The 18,787-nt window shown below is 38.2% G+C and carries 15 protein-coding genes; 8 read left to right on the top strand and 7 right to left on the bottom strand.

Going from position 1 to position 18,787, the window contains the following annotated elements; all coding sequences use genetic code 11:
• Positions 1–34: 34 nt before the first annotated feature.
• Together FRZ67_RS13320 and FRZ67_RS13315 are read left to right on the top strand one after the other, a co-directional pair.
• A complete protein-coding gene (locus FRZ67_RS13320) occupies positions 35–814 on the top strand; it encodes a toll/interleukin-1 receptor domain-containing protein (protein ID WP_147190036.1) in 780 nt (259 codons plus the stop codon).
• Positions 815–975: 161 nt separating this feature from the next.
• Positions 976–2,727 carry a family 43 glycosylhydrolase gene (locus FRZ67_RS13315; RefSeq protein ID WP_192903871.1) on the top strand — a complete coding sequence of 584 codons (1,752 nt, stop codon included), beginning with the start codon at positions 976–978 and terminating at the stop codon, positions 2,725–2,727.
• A gap of 281 nt (positions 2,728–3,008) precedes the next feature.
• Here the strand turns inward: FRZ67_RS13315 and mce are convergent, their stop codons facing one another.
• Positions 3,009–3,410: a methylmalonyl-CoA epimerase gene (mce, locus tag FRZ67_RS13310; protein ID WP_147190035.1), complete on the bottom strand. Its 402-nt coding sequence runs from the start codon at positions 3,408–3,410 to the stop codon at positions 3,009–3,011.
• A 108-nt stretch (positions 3,411–3,518) separates the two neighbouring features.
• Here mce and FRZ67_RS13305 point away from each other — a divergent pair, with 108 nt between their 5' ends.
• From FRZ67_RS13305 to FRZ67_RS13280, 6 genes are all read left to right on the top strand, one after another.
• Positions 3,519–4,739, top strand: a complete 1,221-nt coding sequence (locus FRZ67_RS13305; RefSeq protein WP_317131430.1) for an IscS subfamily cysteine desulfurase — start codon at positions 3,519–3,521, stop codon at positions 4,737–4,739.
• Positions 4,740–4,962: 223 nt separating this feature from the next.
• Positions 4,963–5,685, top strand: coding sequence for an ABC transporter permease subunit (locus FRZ67_RS13300; RefSeq protein ID WP_147190034.1), 723 nt, complete (start codon positions 4,963–4,965; stop codon positions 5,683–5,685).
• Between the two features lie 321 nt (positions 5,686–6,006).
• A complete protein-coding gene (gene gldG / locus FRZ67_RS13295) occupies positions 6,007–7,761 on the top strand; it encodes a gliding motility-associated ABC transporter substrate-binding protein GldG (RefSeq protein ID WP_147190033.1) in 1,755 nt (584 codons plus the stop codon).
• 250 nt (positions 7,762–8,011) lie between these two features.
• A complete protein-coding gene (locus FRZ67_RS13290) occupies positions 8,012–8,980 on the top strand; it encodes a TerC/Alx family metal homeostasis membrane protein (RefSeq protein ID WP_147190032.1) in 969 nt (322 codons plus the stop codon).
• A gap of 14 nt (positions 8,981–8,994) precedes the next feature.
• Positions 8,995–11,445 carry a bifunctional UDP-N-acetylmuramoyl-tripeptide:D-alanyl-D-alanine ligase/alanine racemase gene (locus FRZ67_RS13285; RefSeq protein WP_147190031.1) on the top strand — a complete coding sequence of 817 codons (2,451 nt, stop codon included), beginning with the start codon at positions 8,995–8,997 and terminating at the stop codon, positions 11,443–11,445.
• Between the two features lie 138 nt (positions 11,446–11,583).
• A complete protein-coding gene (locus tag FRZ67_RS13280; protein ID WP_147190030.1) occupies positions 11,584–12,201 on the top strand; it encodes a hypothetical protein in 618 nt (205 codons plus the stop codon).
• 113 nt (positions 12,202–12,314) lie between these two features.
• Here the strand turns inward: FRZ67_RS13280 and FRZ67_RS13275 are convergent, their stop codons facing one another.
• The 6 genes from FRZ67_RS13275 to FRZ67_RS13250 form a co-directional block, all read right to left on the bottom strand.
• Entirely contained in the window at positions 12,315–12,776 is a 462-nt protein-coding gene (locus FRZ67_RS13275) for a gliding motility lipoprotein GldH (RefSeq protein ID WP_147190029.1), read from the bottom strand.
• Between the two features lie 18 nt (positions 12,777–12,794).
• On the bottom strand, positions 12,795–13,670 hold the full coding sequence (locus FRZ67_RS13270) for a YicC/YloC family endoribonuclease (RefSeq protein ID WP_147190028.1): 876 nt from the start codon (positions 13,668–13,670) through the stop codon (positions 12,795–12,797).
• A 377-nt stretch (positions 13,671–14,047) separates the two neighbouring features.
• Complete coding sequence (locus FRZ67_RS13265; protein ID WP_147190027.1) at positions 14,048–16,177, bottom strand: S9 family peptidase; 2,130 nt, start codon at positions 16,175–16,177, stop codon at positions 14,048–14,050.
• A gap of 246 nt (positions 16,178–16,423) precedes the next feature.
• Complete coding sequence (locus FRZ67_RS13260; protein ID WP_225975335.1) at positions 16,424–17,140, bottom strand: response regulator transcription factor; 717 nt, start codon at positions 17,138–17,140, stop codon at positions 16,424–16,426.
• Between the two features lie 53 nt (positions 17,141–17,193).
• Entirely contained in the window at positions 17,194–17,997 is an 804-nt protein-coding gene (locus tag FRZ67_RS13255; protein WP_147190026.1) for a sensor histidine kinase, read from the bottom strand.
• Positions 17,998–18,651 carry a hypothetical protein gene (locus tag FRZ67_RS13250; RefSeq protein ID WP_147190025.1) on the bottom strand — a complete coding sequence of 218 codons (654 nt, stop codon included), beginning with the start codon at positions 18,649–18,651 and terminating at the stop codon, positions 17,998–18,000. It lies immediately after the preceding gene.
• Positions 18,652–18,787 lie beyond the last annotated feature (136 nt).

Genomic DNA, 18,787 nt, shown 5'->3' with positions numbered 1-18,787 from the left:
GCAATGATATTGATTAACTATAGTTTTTCAAGAAATGGAAGATGAAAAAATTATTAGGCAAGAAGGTTTGGATTTTTATAAATCGAAAATCGAGCCTTCACAAAAATATCACGCAGTTGATGATTTTCATGAATTAAAAATGCGCTTGGATGATTTCTATGCACCAGAAAGTAAGGCAATTTTTTTAGATGAAATTGCAAATAAAATTGCTGAAGATCTTCAGAAACATCGAGACAAATCACATGGAGGCCAGCCCGGAATCAATTGTGAGAAGGAAAGAAAGCCTCCAAAATTATTATTTTATATAAAGCAAGAACTAGGAACGCTACCCCTTGTTGCACATCAGCGAAGTTTATCAAATCCTCAACAAACAAGAAATAAGGTATTCATTAGCTATAGTCATTTTGACAAAGATATTTTAGTTGATGTACAAAGACATTTTAAGCCTTTTATAAACCAAATTGAAATTTGGGATGATTCAAAAATTTTGCCTGGTCAAAAATGGAAAGAAGAAGTAAGAAAAGCTATTGACCAAACTAAAGTTGCAATCCTTTTAATTAGTACAGATTTTTTGGGTTCTGAATTTATTGCGAATAATGAATTACCTCCATTATTGCAAGCAGCAGAAGAAAATGGTGCGGTTATTTTAATTGTGATTCTAAAGCCTTGTCTATTTGAGGAGTTCGACAAGCTTAATCAGTTCCAAACCTTAAATCCGCCAAATAATCCAGTTATTAAAATGGATAATACTGAGAGAGAAGAGACTTTTGTGAATCTCGTTAGACAAACAAAAAAAATTCTATCAGCAGAATAAATTCCAACTCCGCTTCAATTAAAGCCGCTATATAATCCAGCCGCACAAGAGTGCGACGCAACGATGCTTAATTGAAATTCCAAAGCCCGGCTCAAAAACTTTCTCTATACATTAGTAGCAAATAATAACTTCACTGTCATTAAGCATATAAACTTCGCTGTATGAAATATTTGCTGCCTTTAATGTTGTTATGTGCGGTTGCTGTGGCAGGCAATTCGCAACAAAAAACCTATTGCAATCCCATCAACATAGATTATGGTTATACGCCCATTCCCAACTTTTCTGAGCAGGGCAGGCACAGGGCCACGGCAGACCCGGTGATCGTTTTATTTAAAGACAATTATTATTTGTTCTCCACCAATCAATGGGGTTACTGGTACAGCAGCGATATGCTAAACTGGAAATTTGTGTCGCGTAGATTTTTAAAACCATACCATCATGTGTATGATGAATTGTGTGCGCCTGCAGTGTGGGCACAGCATGATACATTGCTGGTAATTGGTTCAACGTACTCGCATAATTTTCCGATCTGGATGAGCACCAACCCAACGGTTGATGATTGGAAAGAAGCAGTTGATTCATTCCAGGTAGGCGCATGGGATCCGGGATTTCTTGCAGATGATGACGGCAAATTATATGCATACTTTGGATCGAGTAATACATTTCCAACTTACGGACAAGAGATAGACAGAAAAACATTCGACACCATTGGGCCAAGAGTTCCATTGCTGCGTTTGAACGACAGCATTCATGGCTGGGAACGTTTTGGAGAGTATCATGACAACACTTTTTTAAAGCCTTTTATAGAAGGCTCGTGGATGAATAAATACAATGGTAAATATTATTTGCAATACGGCGCGCCTGGCACAGAGTTCAGTGGTTATGGAGATGGCGTGTATGTGAGTGATCATCCGCTTGGGCCGTTTACCTATCAAAGTCATAATCCATTTTCGTATAAAGCAGGTGGCTTTGCAAGAGGCGCTGGTCATGGAGCAACTTACCAGGATAAGTTTGGTAACTGGTGGCACGTAAGCACTATTGGCATTTGCGTAAAAAATAATTTTGAACGCCGCAATGGTATATGGCCAGCGGGTTTTGATAAGGATGGTATTTTATACAGCAACTCTGCATTTGGTGATTATCCATATTATCTGCCAACAAAAAAAGAAGACAACAATAAAGTGCATGAAGCTTTTACAGGATGGATGTTGCTCAACTATAATAAACCTGTTGTAGTTTCTTCAACACTTGGTGCTTATGCTGCAAACAATGCAGTAGATGAAAGTATTAAAACATACTGGAGTGCAGCAAGCGGCAACAAAGGCGAGTGGTTGCAAACAGATCTTGGTGCAGTAAGTACTATAAAAGCAATACAAATAAATTATGCAGACCAGGATGTTGACAGTAGTTTTCTTGGTAAGATCAATGGCATTTATCACCAGTATATTTTATACGCATCCAACGATGGCAAAACATGGAAAATATTGGTTGATAAAAGCAAAAACAAAACAGATGTGCCGCATGATTATGTTGAGCTGGCAACACCTGCGGAAGCACGTTACATTAAATTAGAAAACATACACATGCCGGGTGGAAAGTTTGCTATCAGTGGTTTGCGTGTGTTTGGTAAAGGTCATGGTGCAGCGCCGGATACCGTTAAAAATTTTATTGCATTACGTGGCGATAGTGAGCGCAGAAATGTGTGGTTCAAGTGGGAAGTAAATACCAATGCAACCGGCTATAATATTTATTTCGGCGAAGCACCAGATAAACTCTACAACAATGTAATGATCTATAATGCAAGCGAATATTATTTAAGTGCGCTTGAAAAAGACAAACCTTATTATTTCCAGATAGAAGCGTTTAACGAGAATGGTATTTCAAAAAGAACAACGATCATGAAAGCGGAGTAGAAGTATATTGGTCTGACGCTTCAAAAGCGTCTGACCAATAAAGAAAACTATTATGTACTTAGCTTTTGAATAAGTATTAAGCTTTTGTTGCGTCGCACACTTGTGTTGCGTTGCACATCTCAACTTATCTCACGCAAAGACGCAAAGTAAATAAGCAGCAAAGTTTTTCTTTGCGACTTTGCATTTTATATTTCTTTGCGTGAAAGGTTGCACGAAGTTCTAATGTACAAGAGTGCGACGCAACAAAAGTACCATAGCAGCAATAAAGTTTGGCACAACATTTATTTTTGGGTTTGGCACAATTCAATCAGCACACCATTTGTATTTTTAGGATGCAGAAAGCAAACTAATTTATTATCGGCACCTTCTTTAGGCACTTCATTCAGTAATTGAAAACCTTCATTTGAAAGACGCTGCATTTCTGCTTCTATATCTTCCACTTCAAACGCAATATGATGCACGCCTTCTCCCTTGCGCTCAATAAATTTTGCAATTACACCATCGGCATTCATACTTTCCAGCAATTCAATTTTTGTTTCGCCCTGTTTGAAAAAAGCAGTGTTGACTTTTTCGTTTTCTACTGTTTCCAGTTTATAGCAAAAGGTATTTAATAATTTTTCAAACAATGGAACAGAAACGTTCAGGTCTTTTACAGCAATGCCAATGTGTTCAACTTTTTGCATGTGAATTGATTTTCGATATGCGCAAATAGATTCTTTCGATCAGAAGCGGGGACTAAAATAGAACCATTTGGCTTAAATTTGTTATTAGCTTTTAAACAATTTGTAATCATGCTGAAATTGCCCGTTTATCTTGACAATAATGCTACAACGCCAATGGACCCAAGGGTGCTGGAGGCGATGCTGCCTTATTTCACAGAGCATTTTGGCAACGCGGCAAGCCGCAATCATGCCTATGGCTGGGAGGCAGAAGAAGCAGTAGATTATGCAAGAGAGCAGGTGGCAAAATTAATTGGCGCAGAAGCGAAAGAGATCATTTTTACCAGTGGTGCAACAGAAGCAGATAACCTGGCCATCAAAGGTGTTTTTGAAATGTATGCCGGTAAAGGCAATCATATTATCACCTGCGTTACAGAACATAAAGCCGTTTTAGATACTTGTCATCATTTAGAAAAACTTGGTGGCGAAATAACATATTTACCGGTAAGCAATGATGGCCTTATTGATCTTAAAGAACTGGAAGCTGCAATAAAACCTGAAACCATACTTATTGCTGTTATGTACGCCAATAATGAAATTGGTGTGATACAGTCTGTAAAAGAGATCAGCAATATTGCAAGAAAACATGGCGTATTGTTTTTTACAGATGCTACGCAGGCCATAGGAAAAATTCCGGTTAATGTTCAAAATGATGGTATAGATATCATGGCTTTTTCCGGGCATAAATTATATGGCCCAAAGGGAGTGGGTGCGTTGTATGTACGTCGTAAACATCCACGTGTAAGGCTTACAGCACAAATGGATGGTGGTGGTCATGAAAGAGGCATGCGCAGCGGTACATTAAATGTTCCCGGCATCGTTGGTTTTGGAAAGGCTTGTGAACTTTGTCGCCTTGAAATGGAAGCAGATGCCAAACGAATTAAAGTATTGCGTGACAAACTGGAAGATGCTTTATTACAAATAGAAGAAACATATCTCAACGGCAATAAAGAATTGCGACTGCCGCATGTTTCAAACATCTCCTTTAAATATGTAGAAGGCGAAGCGCTGATCATGTCTTTTAGTAAATACATGGCACTCTCTACAGGCTCTGCCTGCACTTCTGCATCAATAGAGCCAAGCTATGTTTTAAAAGCATTGGGTAATAGTGATGATATGGCGCATGCCTCTTTGCGTTTTGGACTTGGCCGTTTTACTACAGAAGAAGAGATAGATTTTGCTATTGAGCAAATTACAGCAGCAGTATATAAACTCAGGGAAATGAGCCCCATGTGGGAGATGTTTAAAGATGGTGTAGATATGAATTCTATACAATCAACGCAGGCCTCGTAATTTTGCTGCATTACATCGAAAGGGTTGTGAGTTGAAATATAAAAAATTGCCGGAGTGTAACAGCGCTTCGGCTTTTTTGTTTTTAACCGCAGAGACGCAAAGACAGAGAGATAAGCCTTTGTGTTGTTCTCTGCGCCTTCATGCCTCTGCGTAAGGAAATCTCTGCGGTAAACAAAAAGCAAAACTTGTTTTGTAAATACATTATTTCTTATAGCTTTGAACCATGTGGATGATCTGCACAAAAGAATGGCGACAGTTTTTTAGTTCACTTTCAGGATACATAGCAATGGTGGTGTTTTTACTGCTCTGCGGTTTATTGCTTTTTGTTTTTCCTGATACAAGCTTACTTGATTTTGGATATGCATCTCTTAATGGATTCTTCGATATTGCTCCATGGATCTTATTATTTCTTGTGCCAACAGTAACTATGCGCAGCCTTGCTGATGAATACAAGGGTGGTACATTCGAGTTGCTTAAAACAATGCCGCTGAAACCATCGCAGATCGTTTGGGGGAAATTCTTTGGCGCACTGCTCATTATTACTCTCACTATTCTTCCAACCATTGTTTATGCATTTTCTTTACAGGCATTAAGTGCAGTTGGCGGTCTTGATATTGGCAGTACCATCGGCAGTTACATCGGTCTTTTAATGTTAGGTGCTGTGTATACATCAGTGGGTATTTGTACGAGCAGTTTTACGAATAATACAGTCGTTGCATTTATAAGCGGCGCATTTGTTTGTTTTCTTTTGTTCACTGGTTTTGAAGCAATAAGCAAACTGCCCGTGTTTGCGGGAGGCACCGGTTATTATATAGAAATGCTTGGCATCAGATTTCATTATAGCAGTATCAGCAAAGGCGTAATAGATATTCGTGATGTAGTTTATTTTCTTGGCGTGATTTTTATTTTTTTATTGATCACGCAAAGGAATGTAGCAAAGCGATAAAAGAGATTTTATGAACCCGGTATTTGAATAAGCATTAAGCTTTCGTTGCGTCGCACTCTTGTACGTTCTGTTCAATTGTGAACGGATGCGGCCTCAGAAAAAAGGCGTTAAGAAATTTTATAAGTGCAGCGTTAAGCAGCGAAGATGTACAGTAACATTCTAATGCCGTTCATAAGTCTTCTTTGAAAAACGATATATAGTTAAATGCTTAGCTTCTTCGCTGTAGCGAAACGAAGAAAATTTTAGTCTTTTTTCTGGAGCCTTGACTTTTTTGTTACTTTTTGTGTCAAGACAAAAAGTAAATAACAAGATAAAACAAACATGAACAAAATATTACAACATAAGTATTGGTGGATAGCAATTTTGTTGTTGTTCCCTGCTATTACTTATGTGTCTTCTTTATTTCGCTATCGAATTGATCTTACCGCAGAAAAAAGATTTAGTCTTACACAGCCTACAAAAGAATTATTACACAATCTTGATTCCACCATTGACATACAGGTCTTTCTTACCGGCGATCTTCCTGCCGATTATAAAAAACTCAGCATCGCCACGCAGGATCTCTTGAATGAATTCCGTGATCTTAGCAATAATCGCATACAGGTGCATTACGAAAATCCCGGCGAAGGATTAGACGATACAAGCAAAGCATATTTGTACGACAGTCTTTCCAGTCTTGGTGTGGTGTTCGATCAAACACAGGACGTTTCAAGTGCAAACGATAAAGCAACGAAACAACTCATAATTCCATCTGCATTGGTAACTTACGGCAACCGCAAACCATTTGCCATCGACCTGCGCAGTAGCCGGAAAGTGTATAAGAATTTCAATGTTGTAAACGATATTCCACAGGAAGATAAAGAAGCCACACTCAATGCCGCAGAGGCTTTGCTGGAATTTAAATTTGCCAATGCTGTAGATAAACTTACAAGAAAGTATGTGCCTGTTGTTGTATATACAATTGGCAACGGAGAGCCTTTACCACTAAGAGATCCGCGTGTAAATGATATTGGAAAGAGCCTTGAAAATGAATACCGGTTAGGCATCTTCGATCTTAAGCAAGGCTATCCTGATCCACAACAAATAGATGCGTTACTCATTGTAAAACCGACACAGCCTTTTACTGATGAGGACAAACTAAAAATAGACCAGTATGTAATGCATGGTGGCAAAGTGGTTTGGTGTATCGATAAATTATATGCAGAACTTGACAGTCTGATGCGCAGTCAAAGTGATTTTGTTGCCTTCGACCGCAACCTGAATGTAGACGATATTTTATTCAAATACGGTGTTCGCATCAACGGTGATCTGTTGCAGGATCTTAACTGTGCAAAGATCCCGATTGTTGTTGGTCAGAACCCTGATGGCAGCCCGCAGATGCAACGTTTTCCATGGCCGTATTATCCGTTTGTAAGTACCACGAATAATAATCCTATTTCAAAGAATCTTGATCGTGTATTACCTATATTTCCGTCAAGCATAGATACAGTAAGTGCACCGGGCATACAGAAAACTATTTTATTGGCAAGCGATACCAATAGCCGCCGTCTTAGTTCACCCGCAATAGTAAGTTTGAACAGTATAAAAGATGATGCGGAGTTTCAAAGCTTCAACAAAAGTTATATACCGGTTGCAGTTTTACTCGAAGGGAATTTTACTTCACTTTATGCAAACCGTTTAACGAAAGATATACAGGATTCTGTAACACGTGCATTGGGCAAACCTTTTGCACGTGCATCAGAAAAGCCCACCAAACAAATCGTAATGAGCGACGCAGATATTGTAACCAATACTGTAAGTCAATCAACCGGTCCATTATCCATGGGCGAAATTCCGTTCGAAAATTATCGTTTTGCTAACCGCGAATTCTTTCTCAATTGTATTGATTACCTCGTAAGCAACAATGGCATTTTCCAGGCACGCAACAAAGATTTTACGCTGCGTTTACTCGATAAGAAAAAAACCGAAGACCAGCGCAGCATGTGGCAGCTCATTAACATTGCAGTACCGATAGTTGTAATACTTTTGTTCGGTGCGTTGTATCAATGGAGAAGAAAACAAAAGTTTAGCGTATAGATCTTTTTGAGCCGAACATTTGTATTTTATGGCATCATCTCTTGCGTCGCACACTTGTACTTTCAGAAATAATTGAGCAAGTTTAAGCGTTCACAAGTTTCGGAGTTCACACATTGTTTAAATGCAAAGAACTTGTGAACATGCAAACTTGTAAACTGCTGAAACTTTTTCTACAGTACAAGTGAGTGACACAACGATGCTGAGCAGTGTTACTTCTGCCGGCTAAAAAATATTTTATAAAAAAGCAATCATGACAACAGACCAGTTAGTGTATTTGGTATTTGGCGGCGTACTTGTATTAGCGCTTGTATTTGATCTTGGCCTGTTGAGCAAAAAAAATAAAAAGATTACATTGAAAGCTGCATTGATGCAAACCTTTTTTTGGGTTGCACTGGCATTATTATTCTTCGTGTTTTTATGGTGGCAGGAAGGGCAGAAACCTGCGCTTGAATATATAAGCGCTTATTTAATGGAGTGGAGCCTGAGTATTGATAATATCTTTGTGTTCATCCTTATTTTTAATTCATTCCAGGTAAAGGAAAAACATTATTCAAGGGTATTGCTCATTGGCATTTTAATGGCTATTATTTTCCGTGTATTATTTATTACCGTGGGTGTGGCGATTGTAGAACGCTTTGAATGGGTGTTGCTTTTGTTTGGTGCATTCCTGGTGTACACAGGTTATAAAATGTTTACGACAAATGAAGATGAAGAGTTTGATCCGCATGAAACAAAGATATACCGCTTCCTGAAAAAATTTTTACCATTGGCCAATCATGATGGCGATGGAAAATATGTGGTAAGAGAAAATGGAACGCCTGTTTATACTTCATTGTTTGTTGTGGTAATACTACTGGCTTCTATTGATCTTGTTTTTGCGCTCGACTCTATCCCTGCGGTAATGGGTATTTCAAGAGAAAAGCTCATCATTTACACCTCTAATATTTTTGCAGTACTGGGTTTGCGTTCCCTGTTCTTTTTATTAAGAGGGGCCGTAAACAGATTTGATTATCTGCAACAGGGTATTGCTGTTGTGCTGGTGTTTATTGGTTTAAAAATGCTGGGTGAACATTGGGTAAATGAATGGATAAGTAAAGAAGTGCAGGTATTTATTTCATTAGGCGTGATACTAGTTTGTATCACCGGCTCCATTTTTTATTCCATATTTATGGATAAGAAAAAGGAGGATGCGGATGTTCCTGACAAAGATATTTATTAAATCAATTTTCGATCTTGATCTATACTGCTGAAAATATTGCTGAAATACTTTGTGCAAAAGCTACACTTCAAAATGCTAATGCAATTATTGAACATTTGATAACAGACAGCAGGCGAATTTCTTTTCCTGCTACTTCATTATTCTTTGCACTACAAACAGCAAGAAGGGATGCACACAATTTTATACAGGAAGTATATGAAAGAGGTGTCAGCAATTTTGTAGTAAGAACAGGTTTTGATACCGGTGCTTTTACTAATGCTAATTTCATTTTTGTTGATGATACATTGAAAGCGTTGCAGAACTTAGCTGCTCGTCATCGTGCACAATTCAACTATCCTGTAATTGGCATTACAGGCAGCAATGGTAAAACAATTGTAAAGGAATGGTTGTATCAATTATTATCTCCTGGTTATAATATCGTTCGCAGCCCACGCAGTTATAACTCGCAGGTAGGTGTGCCACTTAGTGTGTGGCAGATGGGCGAAGAAAATAACCTTGCCATTTTTGAAGCAGGTATTTCTATGCCGGGAGAAATGGCAGCTCTCGAAAAGATCATTCAGCCAACGATTGGCATACTTACAAATATTGGTGATGCACACAATGAAGGATTTAAAGACCGCGCAGAGAAATTACAGGAAAAACTGAAGCTCTTTAAAAATTGTAAAACCTTTATTGGTCGTGAACAGGATCTTGCTGCGTTGGACATTTCAAATGGCATATTAACCTGGGGAAGCAGTAACAAGAATACATTCATCATCTCTGGTGTAGATAAACGGAAAGAAAGCACGCAACTAAACATTACTTATAAAGAAACCGTACTAAATCTTTTCATTCCTTTTACAGATAACGCATCCATAGAAAATGCCATCAGTTGTGCATGCGTATTATTACAATTAGGAATAGACAAAAATATTATTGCAGAGCGCATGCGGCAACTGCAACCGATAGATATGCGTTTGCAGTTAATTCATGGTATCAATAACTGTGTTGTTATAAACGATAGTTATAGTTTTGATATCAACTCTCTTTCCATCGGCCTTGACTTTTTATTGCAGCAGCAACAGCATGCACAAAAAACAGTCATCATCTCAGATATTCCTTCTGCACAAAACAGCGAGCCTTACGAAGAAGTAGCTGCCATGTTGCAGGCAAGAAATATAGAACGTGTAATAACTATTGGTGAACAATGGAATCATTACCAGCAATACATAAAAGATAAAATTGCTGTCACACAACATTACCAAAGCACGGCTTCATTCATTGAGCATTTTAGCGCCAATCATTTTCGCAATGAAGCAATACTGCTGAAAGGTGCCAGGGTATTTGGTTTTGAAAAGATCGTTGCGTTGCTGGAGAAAAAAGTGCACCAGACCGTAATGGAAGTAAACCTGAATGCTATTGTTCATAATCTCAATGAATACCGCAGTCGCCTGAACAAAGGCGTAAAGCTGATGGCGATGGTAAAAGCTTTTGCGTATGGCAGTGGCAGTGCAGAAGTAGCCAGCTTATTACAGTTTCACAAGGTTGATTACCTCGCTGTTGCTTATGCTGATGAAGGTGTGGAGTTACGTAAGGCTGGTATTCATTTACCCATCATGGTAATGAATGTAGACGAAGCGGCTTTTGAAACCATTATCGAAAACAATCTTGAGCCTGAACTTTTCTCATTGAATATCTTCAATGCATTCATTAGCTTTTTGCAGAAGAACGGATTGCAGCAGTATCCTGTGCATATTAAATTAGATACAGGCATGCACAGGCTTGGCTTTGAACAAAAAGACCTGCCTGCATTGTTGCCTTTGTTAAAGGGTAATCACTACATCGTTGTGCAGTCTGTGTTTAGTCATTTGGCAGCCAGTGAAGACCCCAATGAAGATACATTTACCACGCAGCAATCAACATTATTTGAGGCCTGTTGCGCACAAATTCGTGAAGTATTGGGTTATCATTTTACCATGCACATCTCCAACTCCGCTGCTATTTTCAGGAGGCCGGAACTGCAGTACAATATGGTGCGGCTTGGCATTGGTTTGTATGGTGTTGACAGCAGCAATGCGCAGCAACTTGCGTTGCAAACAGTAGCCACGCTTAAAACAACCATTGCCCAACTGAGAACTGTTGTTGCAGGCGATACCATCAGTTATAACCGCCGCGGCAAAACAACCCGTGATTCCCTCATTGCTACCATACGCATAGGTTATGCAGATGGCTTTAGCCGCAGGCTTGGTTATGGCAACGGCAAGGTTTTTATACATGGCCATGAGGCGCCTGTTATCGGCACTGTAGCTATGGACATGACGATGGTAGATGTAACCAGCATCCCTAATATAAAGGAAGGCGATGAAGTGGAGATCTTTGGCAAATATATCCCCGTACAGCAAGTAGCCAAATGGTGCGATACGATTCCTTACGAAATACTCACCGGCATTAACCAGCGTGTAAAAAGAATTTATCTGGAAGAATAGTTTTATGAGCCGGGCCGCAGTAATGCTATGATACTTTCGTTGCGTCGCACACTTGTACAGATTTGCACAACTCGACAATAATTTACCCAAACATAATAAGGATAAAGCTTCGTATATTTATTTTCATAAATTTTTATTTTGAAAACTCTAATACTCTTAACTCTTTTATTTGTAAATGCATTTCCATCTGCGGGTCAGCCAACTAAAGATAAACAGCAAAAAATACAAAAACTAAAAGGCGATTTGAATTGTGTTTATAAACCCAAATATTCTGAAACACAACGTAATCAATTTTATCCCTTCAATATTGCTGATACTATTAAATTAGTTTCGTTTCGTTATCACAATCATAATTATCCTATCAAGAAAGATACTTTAATAGCTGATAGTCTAATTGAAATAAAAAGTTTGACAAAGGATGAGGTAAATGTGCTAACAGATATTTTGTATAATAATTTTTACAAACAAAATCCTAATTATGGTGAATTAACACAATGCTATTTTCCAAGGAACGCCATTTTATTTTTTGACAAATCAGGAAAACTAAAAGAGTATATCCTTATTTGTTTTCATTGTAACAGACATGAAGAGAGTTCTGATAGCGTTGTATTTGGCAGTGAGTGTACGCAAAAAATAGAAAAGTTGCGACAGTTCTTTGTTTCTACAGGTCTGAAGTTTGGGACAGACAATAATATAAATATATATGAAGGAGAAAGTGATGAATATGATGTTGTCGCTCCTCCAATCAACAATTGATAAAAATGGCCATGCTATCTCGCTTCTTTAAAAGCTAAATTAATTTTCCGAACGTACAAGTGAGTGACACAACAGCCGATACCATGAAAAACATCAGCCGCTAAACAAAAAAATTACTGCACGGCTTTCTCTACACGAATACCTGCATTCATAATATTCTGCAAAGGATCTTCACGCATGATCTGCTGAACGGAGAAAGTATATTGCCCGCCTTTGAGTTTAACGGGAAATTTGGTAAGCAATACACGGTGCTCTACAATATCATCCATGCTGGTGCCGAGCCAGCCGGAGTTATTTCCCAGCGTAAGATTTACTTTTTGGTCCGTTACTTTTTTATCAGGCGTGATGGTGGTAACGTTGAGCCAGATATTGTTGAAATGATAAGCATCTTCGTGGCGGATAACCGCAAAGATGTTGTACAAAGAAGTGGTATCTGTAATGCTGAAATTGAAAGAAAGTTTTTCTTTACTGCTCCATGCATGCGAAGGAAAAGGTTTTGTTTGCTCATACACATCAATGGTGTCGCATGCAAAAAATGTAACGGCCGTAAATGCGAAAAATAATAACTGCTTCAAAGTTGGTTCAAACTAAGTTTAAAGAATATTGAGGATCTGTTCTTTTGCTTTTTCCAGTTCATCTTTCATTAATACCACGCATTTCTGAATGGTGGAATCATAAGCTTTGGAACCGGTAGTGTTGATTTCTCTGCCTATCTCCTGCAAAATAAAGGAAAGCTTTTTGCCTTTGCTTATTTCCTTTTCGTTTAAGATGGTGCGGAAATAATCGCAGTGATTTTTTAAACGCACCTGCTCTTCACTGATGTCGATCTTTTCAATGTAATAAATGAGTTCCTGCTCCAAACGGTTGGGGTCATAATTTTCTTTGCCTACATTTTCTTCCAACACTTTTTTCAAGCCGTCTTTTATTTTTTCTCTTCTTGCAGGTTCAAGCGGTGCGATGATGGCTTGCTGAAATTCTATATTCTGTATGCGTGCCAGCAGATCGTCTTCCATTGATTTGCCTTCATCTCTTCTATGTTCATTTAACTGGTCAATTGCTTGTTGTAATACTTTTTGGAAACCGTTCCAATCATCATCGCTGAGCATTTCATTGGTTGGAGAAACCACTTCCGGTAATTTCAACAAAGCGCTTAAAATATTTTCTGTACCGATCCCGAGTTCTTTGGCCGTTTCCATAACCGGCGCATAATATGCTTTTAGCAATGCAGTATTAATAGATACCGGTTTTGATGAGCCATTCTGTTTGAGACTTATATTACATTCAATGCTACCTCGCACAAGGCCTTCGTTCAGCATGCCGCGAATGTCCATTTCAAAACTCTTCAAAAGGCCGGGCATGTTAAGCCGTATATCGTACTGCTTACCATTCAGCGAACGCACTTCTACCAGGAACACTTTATCATTGATTGTTTGCTCTGCACGCCCATAACCCGTCATTGAATACAGCATAGTAATTATTTGTGTGTTGGTAAATTAACGGCAAATATCCAAGATAAAAAAACAAACCGCAAAATCTGCATTTTGCGGCCTGTTTTACTTCTTCTTATTGATGTCTTTAAAGCGGTGTTTTTGTTTACTTTTTTGTCTTGACACAAAAAAGTAACAAAAAAGGTCAAGGCTTCAGAAAAAAGGCTAAAATTTTCTTCATTCCGCTACAACGAAGAAGATTACTATGTAGCAATAATTCATTTTTCAGCTATGACTTATAAATATCTTTTATCTATAACTTAGCATCTTCGTTGTTTAACGCTCCATTCCGAAAATTTCTTAACTCCTTTTTTCTGAGGCCGCCCACTGTGTACTACAGTAGCACCTAAGAATAAATACTATTGCAATATTTCTTTTGGAACTGGTTTTTCTAATAAGTATTTGTAATAATATTTTGCTTTCTCATTGTTGAAATGCGCCCAACGATCTTTGAGATTACCCCATCCGTGACGGCCGCCGGGGTAGAACATCATCGTGAAGTCTTTCTTCGCATCTTCTAAAGCTGCTATGAGTTGCAAACTGTTTTGCATGTGTACATTATCATCCATTGTTCCATGCACAATAAAAAGATTGCCTTTATATTTATTTACATAAGTTAATACTGAATTGCTTTTGTAGCCTTCTACATTTTCAGATGGTAAGCCCATATAACGTTCTGTATAATGGGAATCGTACAACGCCCAGTCCGTAACACTGCCACCTGCAATACCATGTGTGAAATAATCAGCGCCGCGTGTTAATGCCATGCAGGTTACATAACCACCATAGCTGAAACCTGTAATGCAGATCTTGTTTTTATCTACATAAGATTTTGCATCCAGCCATTTTACTACTTCACTGTAATCTTTTATTTCCCAGTTACCAAGGTCTTTGTAAATATAATTTTGACCAACCTTTCCAAAATGTCCTGATGCCCTGTGATCGATAGATACCTGTATCAATCCTTCTTTTGCCCACCATTGTGCCTGGCCCAAACCTTTCCAACCATCATACACAGTGCCTGCATTAGGTCCGCCGTAGATGCTGATGAGTACAGGATATCTTTTACTGCTATCCATATTCAATGGCCACGTGATCAATACAGGCAATTCAAAACCATCTGGTGTGGCAACACGCAGCAAGGATGTTTTGGCAATATTATAATTAGCCAGCTCTTCAGTTTTACTATCTGCTATTATATTTATTTTTCCTTTTGTATCTACCAATGCCATTCGTGTTGGAGAGCTGACACTTGAATAAGTTGTAATAAAGTAAGAGCCATTGGTAGAAACATTAGGTGCATGTGTGTATTCACCAAAAGTTAAACGCTGTAAACCTGTGCCATCCATTTTTATTTTATACAAATCAAAACGTGCAGAATTTTCTTTGCGTGCTGTAAACCAGATGATGCCTTTGGGTTCATCATACTTAACGATATCTTTTACGGTCCAGTTGCCATCAGTAATTTGTTTTATCAAATTACCATTCATGTCATACTGGTAAATATGCATCCAGCCACTCTTATCGCTTTGTATTATATATCCTTTGTTGTTGGCAAGAAAGTGAATATCATCAAGCCAATCAACCCATGTTTTTTGTTGCTCATCATACACAGATTTTTTGGCACCGGTTGCAGGATCAATTGCATAAACGACCAAGTGATTTTGATTGCGGTTCATCCACTGTAACCAAAGAGAAGAGCCATCAGGTGCCCAGAAAGGAGTTCCAAAATATTGATCATCTTTTTCATTAAACTCACTCCACACTGTTTGCTTACTGGTAATATCAACAACGCCAACTTTTACTTCAGGGTTTTTATCACCTGCTTCAGGATATCTTGTGTTTTCAATATATCCATGCTGACCATCCGCCCCAACAATTGGGAATAAAGGAACCTGGCTGTCATCAAAATGCATATAGGCAATGCGTTTGCTGTCAGGGTTCCACCAGAAAGCCCTGTAATGTGATGACCTGCCTAATATTTCTTCATAATAAACCCAGCTTGCCCAGCCATTATAAATTAAGTCGGTTCCATCTGTTGTTAAGCGGTCTTCTTTACTAGTGGCAATGTCTATTACATAGAGGTCATTTTTTCTTGTAAAGGCAACTTTAGTTCCATCCGGAGAAAGTGTTGGATTTTTTTCTTCGTCCTTGTTATCGGTCAATTTTTTTTCCGTCCCGTCTGCCGCTTTATATACAATGTCATTTTCTTTTACACTTACACTTGCCTTCGTTTCAACAGGCGCAGTGTAATGCATTTCTTTCCCTGATTTTGCATCCACCAAAACCGTATCATACTTTTTGTCGCCGAGTGGTTTATAAAGAATATAATGCGTATCATCTTTCCATCCACCAACTCTTGGCAGTTCATTGAGCAGGCCTTTTGTATTCCCCCTCAACATTTGATCTGTTGTTAATTCTTTCAATTGTGCGGATGCATTAACTGCGTAGAATGCAATACCGGCAAGCAGTATAAACGCTTTTCTCATGTGCTGATTTTTTTGAAGCTGGCAATATAACTGAAAATGCAATTACTCTTTCTTAAATGTGATGGAAGAATTATTATGAACCCGGCGAAAGTATTTTATAACATCGCCTGTTGCGTCGCACTCTTGTACTGTTCAATAAAAGGCAACAAAGCAACAAGCAAAGAGTTTTAGTTGTTCAATATTGTTCCGACCGTACAAGTGAGTGACACAACAGTCGATGCCCAATGGGAGGAAGCTGGTAAACAACTAAGATTTATTATTAAGATTTACGATGCCATTCTTTACGGCATAAAGTGCAAGTCCAACCCTTGTCTTGATATTTAATTTTTCAAACATGGCATCCCTGTAACCATCAATGGTGCGTGGACTGAGAAACATTTTATCAGCAATTTCTTTGTAACTTAATTCAGAGCATACGTATTGTAAAAATTCAAGCTCACGGTCGCTAAGCAGCAGCGCGGTTTTTGCTTTAGGATCTTCATCAAATTTGTTAATGGTGTTGATAAGATGACCCGTTACGAGTTCGGAATAATGATAACCTTTATGTATGATAGAATCAAGCGCCAGCTTTAACTCGGCAGGTTCTGCATCTTTTAGAATATAACCTTTTGCCCCATTCTTTAACATGCGGATAATGTAATTTTCATTATCATACATACTTAATGCAAGAATTTTTACCGATGGATGATGATGCCTGATCCAGTTAGCGGTTTCGTAGCCATCCTTTTTGGGCATGTTAATATCAAGCAATGCTACATGCGGCAGATCATGCAAAGGAAGCTGATCAATAAAATCCTGACCATTTGCTGCCTGAAATAACACTTTGTAATCAGGGAAACTATTGATAAGACCTGCAAGACCATTGCGTATCAAAACATGATCGTCTGCAAGTGCAACAGTGTAAGTTTGTGCACCATTATTTTCTAACGGCATGCGTCGAAAAGCGGGATTGGAGTAAATCATTTTTGGGAGGTTAGTTTTCAGCCAGGTTGTTTTTGTAATGCCGGTGTTTATAATTAAAGTAAAGAAGTTTTTGGTAATTCCATAAGCACTTTAGTGCCACTGCCGGTGATGCTGGATATCTCTATTGTTCCACCTATCATACTCATACGGTTTGCCATGTTGCGCAAGCCAAGACTGTTTTTATTTTCTGCGGAGCGTGCAGTGCTTATATCAAATCCCTTACCATTATCCCTTACTGTAATAATAAGTCTTTCTGAAAGATACTGCATTTCTATATCAATAGCGCTGGCTTCAGCGTGTTTCACAATATTATTGAGCAATTCCTGCACAATGCGATAAACTACCAGTTCGCGTTGTGCATTGTTTTTGAATACAATGCCTTCAACAAGAATAGAAGTTTTGTATTGTCCTGTTTTGTCGAGTATCTGCAATAGTTGTTCAATAGCAACCTGCAAACCTATCTCACTTACAAAATCTGTATTAAGGCTGCGTGCCAGGTCCCGGAGGTCCTGTATTGTTTTTGTAAGCAGGTTTTTAGATTCTGATAATTTATCTATTACCAATGAAGCATTGTGTGGATCAACCAGGTTAAGATTAAGTTTTACAAAGCTCAATGCCTGTCCAATATTGTCGTGTATTTCCTGGCTTATATTGCGAAAAGTTTCTTCCTGTATTTCCAAACGTGTTTTAAGCAGCTCCTGCTGAAAACTTGATTGCAGTTCCTGCCTTTCTTTTAGGTTGGTGTAGTATCTTTTTTGATAGAGAGAAATAAAAAGAATGATGAATACCACAAGAATAGAAAGGAGTGCAACGCCTCCAATAATTAAAGCAATTTTATTGATCTCAAAGAAGTGCATTTACAAAATATTGAGTTCATTTTTTTTATTTACCCAAAAGCCAACAGAAATAATGCAGTACATCAATGCATTTATAACACTATGTATGTTCCACAAATTAAAATTTTTCGAAAGCGGATCATGTATCTGATCGTAAAAAACGAAAAGGAAATAAGTGGTTGGTGCATATATTAATATTCCCAGGCAAAACCAAAACAATGGTTTGGTTTCTATCCTCGATATTTCATAGCTTTTGTATTGCTCATAAAAATATACCGTAACCCATAATACCTGTATTACACTTGTAGCGCAAATCATTTCTTTAAAAAGAACATGGTCAATTTTTTTTATACTTATCAGGTAAAGCCAAAGTGCTACTTGTACAAAGGGTATGAATGCGACCAATCTCCTGAGCTTTTTATTGCTGATATTCCTGAAAAAAAGAATGCTCCAGACTAATGGATCTGCGAGTGAATAACAATTTCTCAATGTTAAATTAAATGCATTGTATTTAGGTTCCGGAAAGAACCCATATGCAAGCTGCGGCACACCGGCAAGCAAAATCAGAATGAACATGATACGTGCATTTTTATCAAACTGTCTGAAATACAAAAGCCCTACAACAATAGGCAGCAGTATGGAATACGCTGATATTTTTGAAAGAACATCAGACATAAAAAAAATTTTTCCAAAGGCTGGTTAAGACTGCCATTTTGAAATTGATTGCGCCGTCATGCATTGAAATAAATATACAGCAATTTGCAGAGCCGTGACGCGAATCTTATTCAACTTATTCTTACATACTTGTATG

It is taken from the genome of Panacibacter ginsenosidivorans (genome assembly GCF_007971225.1).
Classification (GTDB): domain Bacteria; phylum Bacteroidota; class Bacteroidia; order Chitinophagales; family Chitinophagaceae; genus Panacibacter; species Panacibacter ginsenosidivorans.
This window is presented reverse-complemented; position numbering and strand designations above follow the sequence as displayed.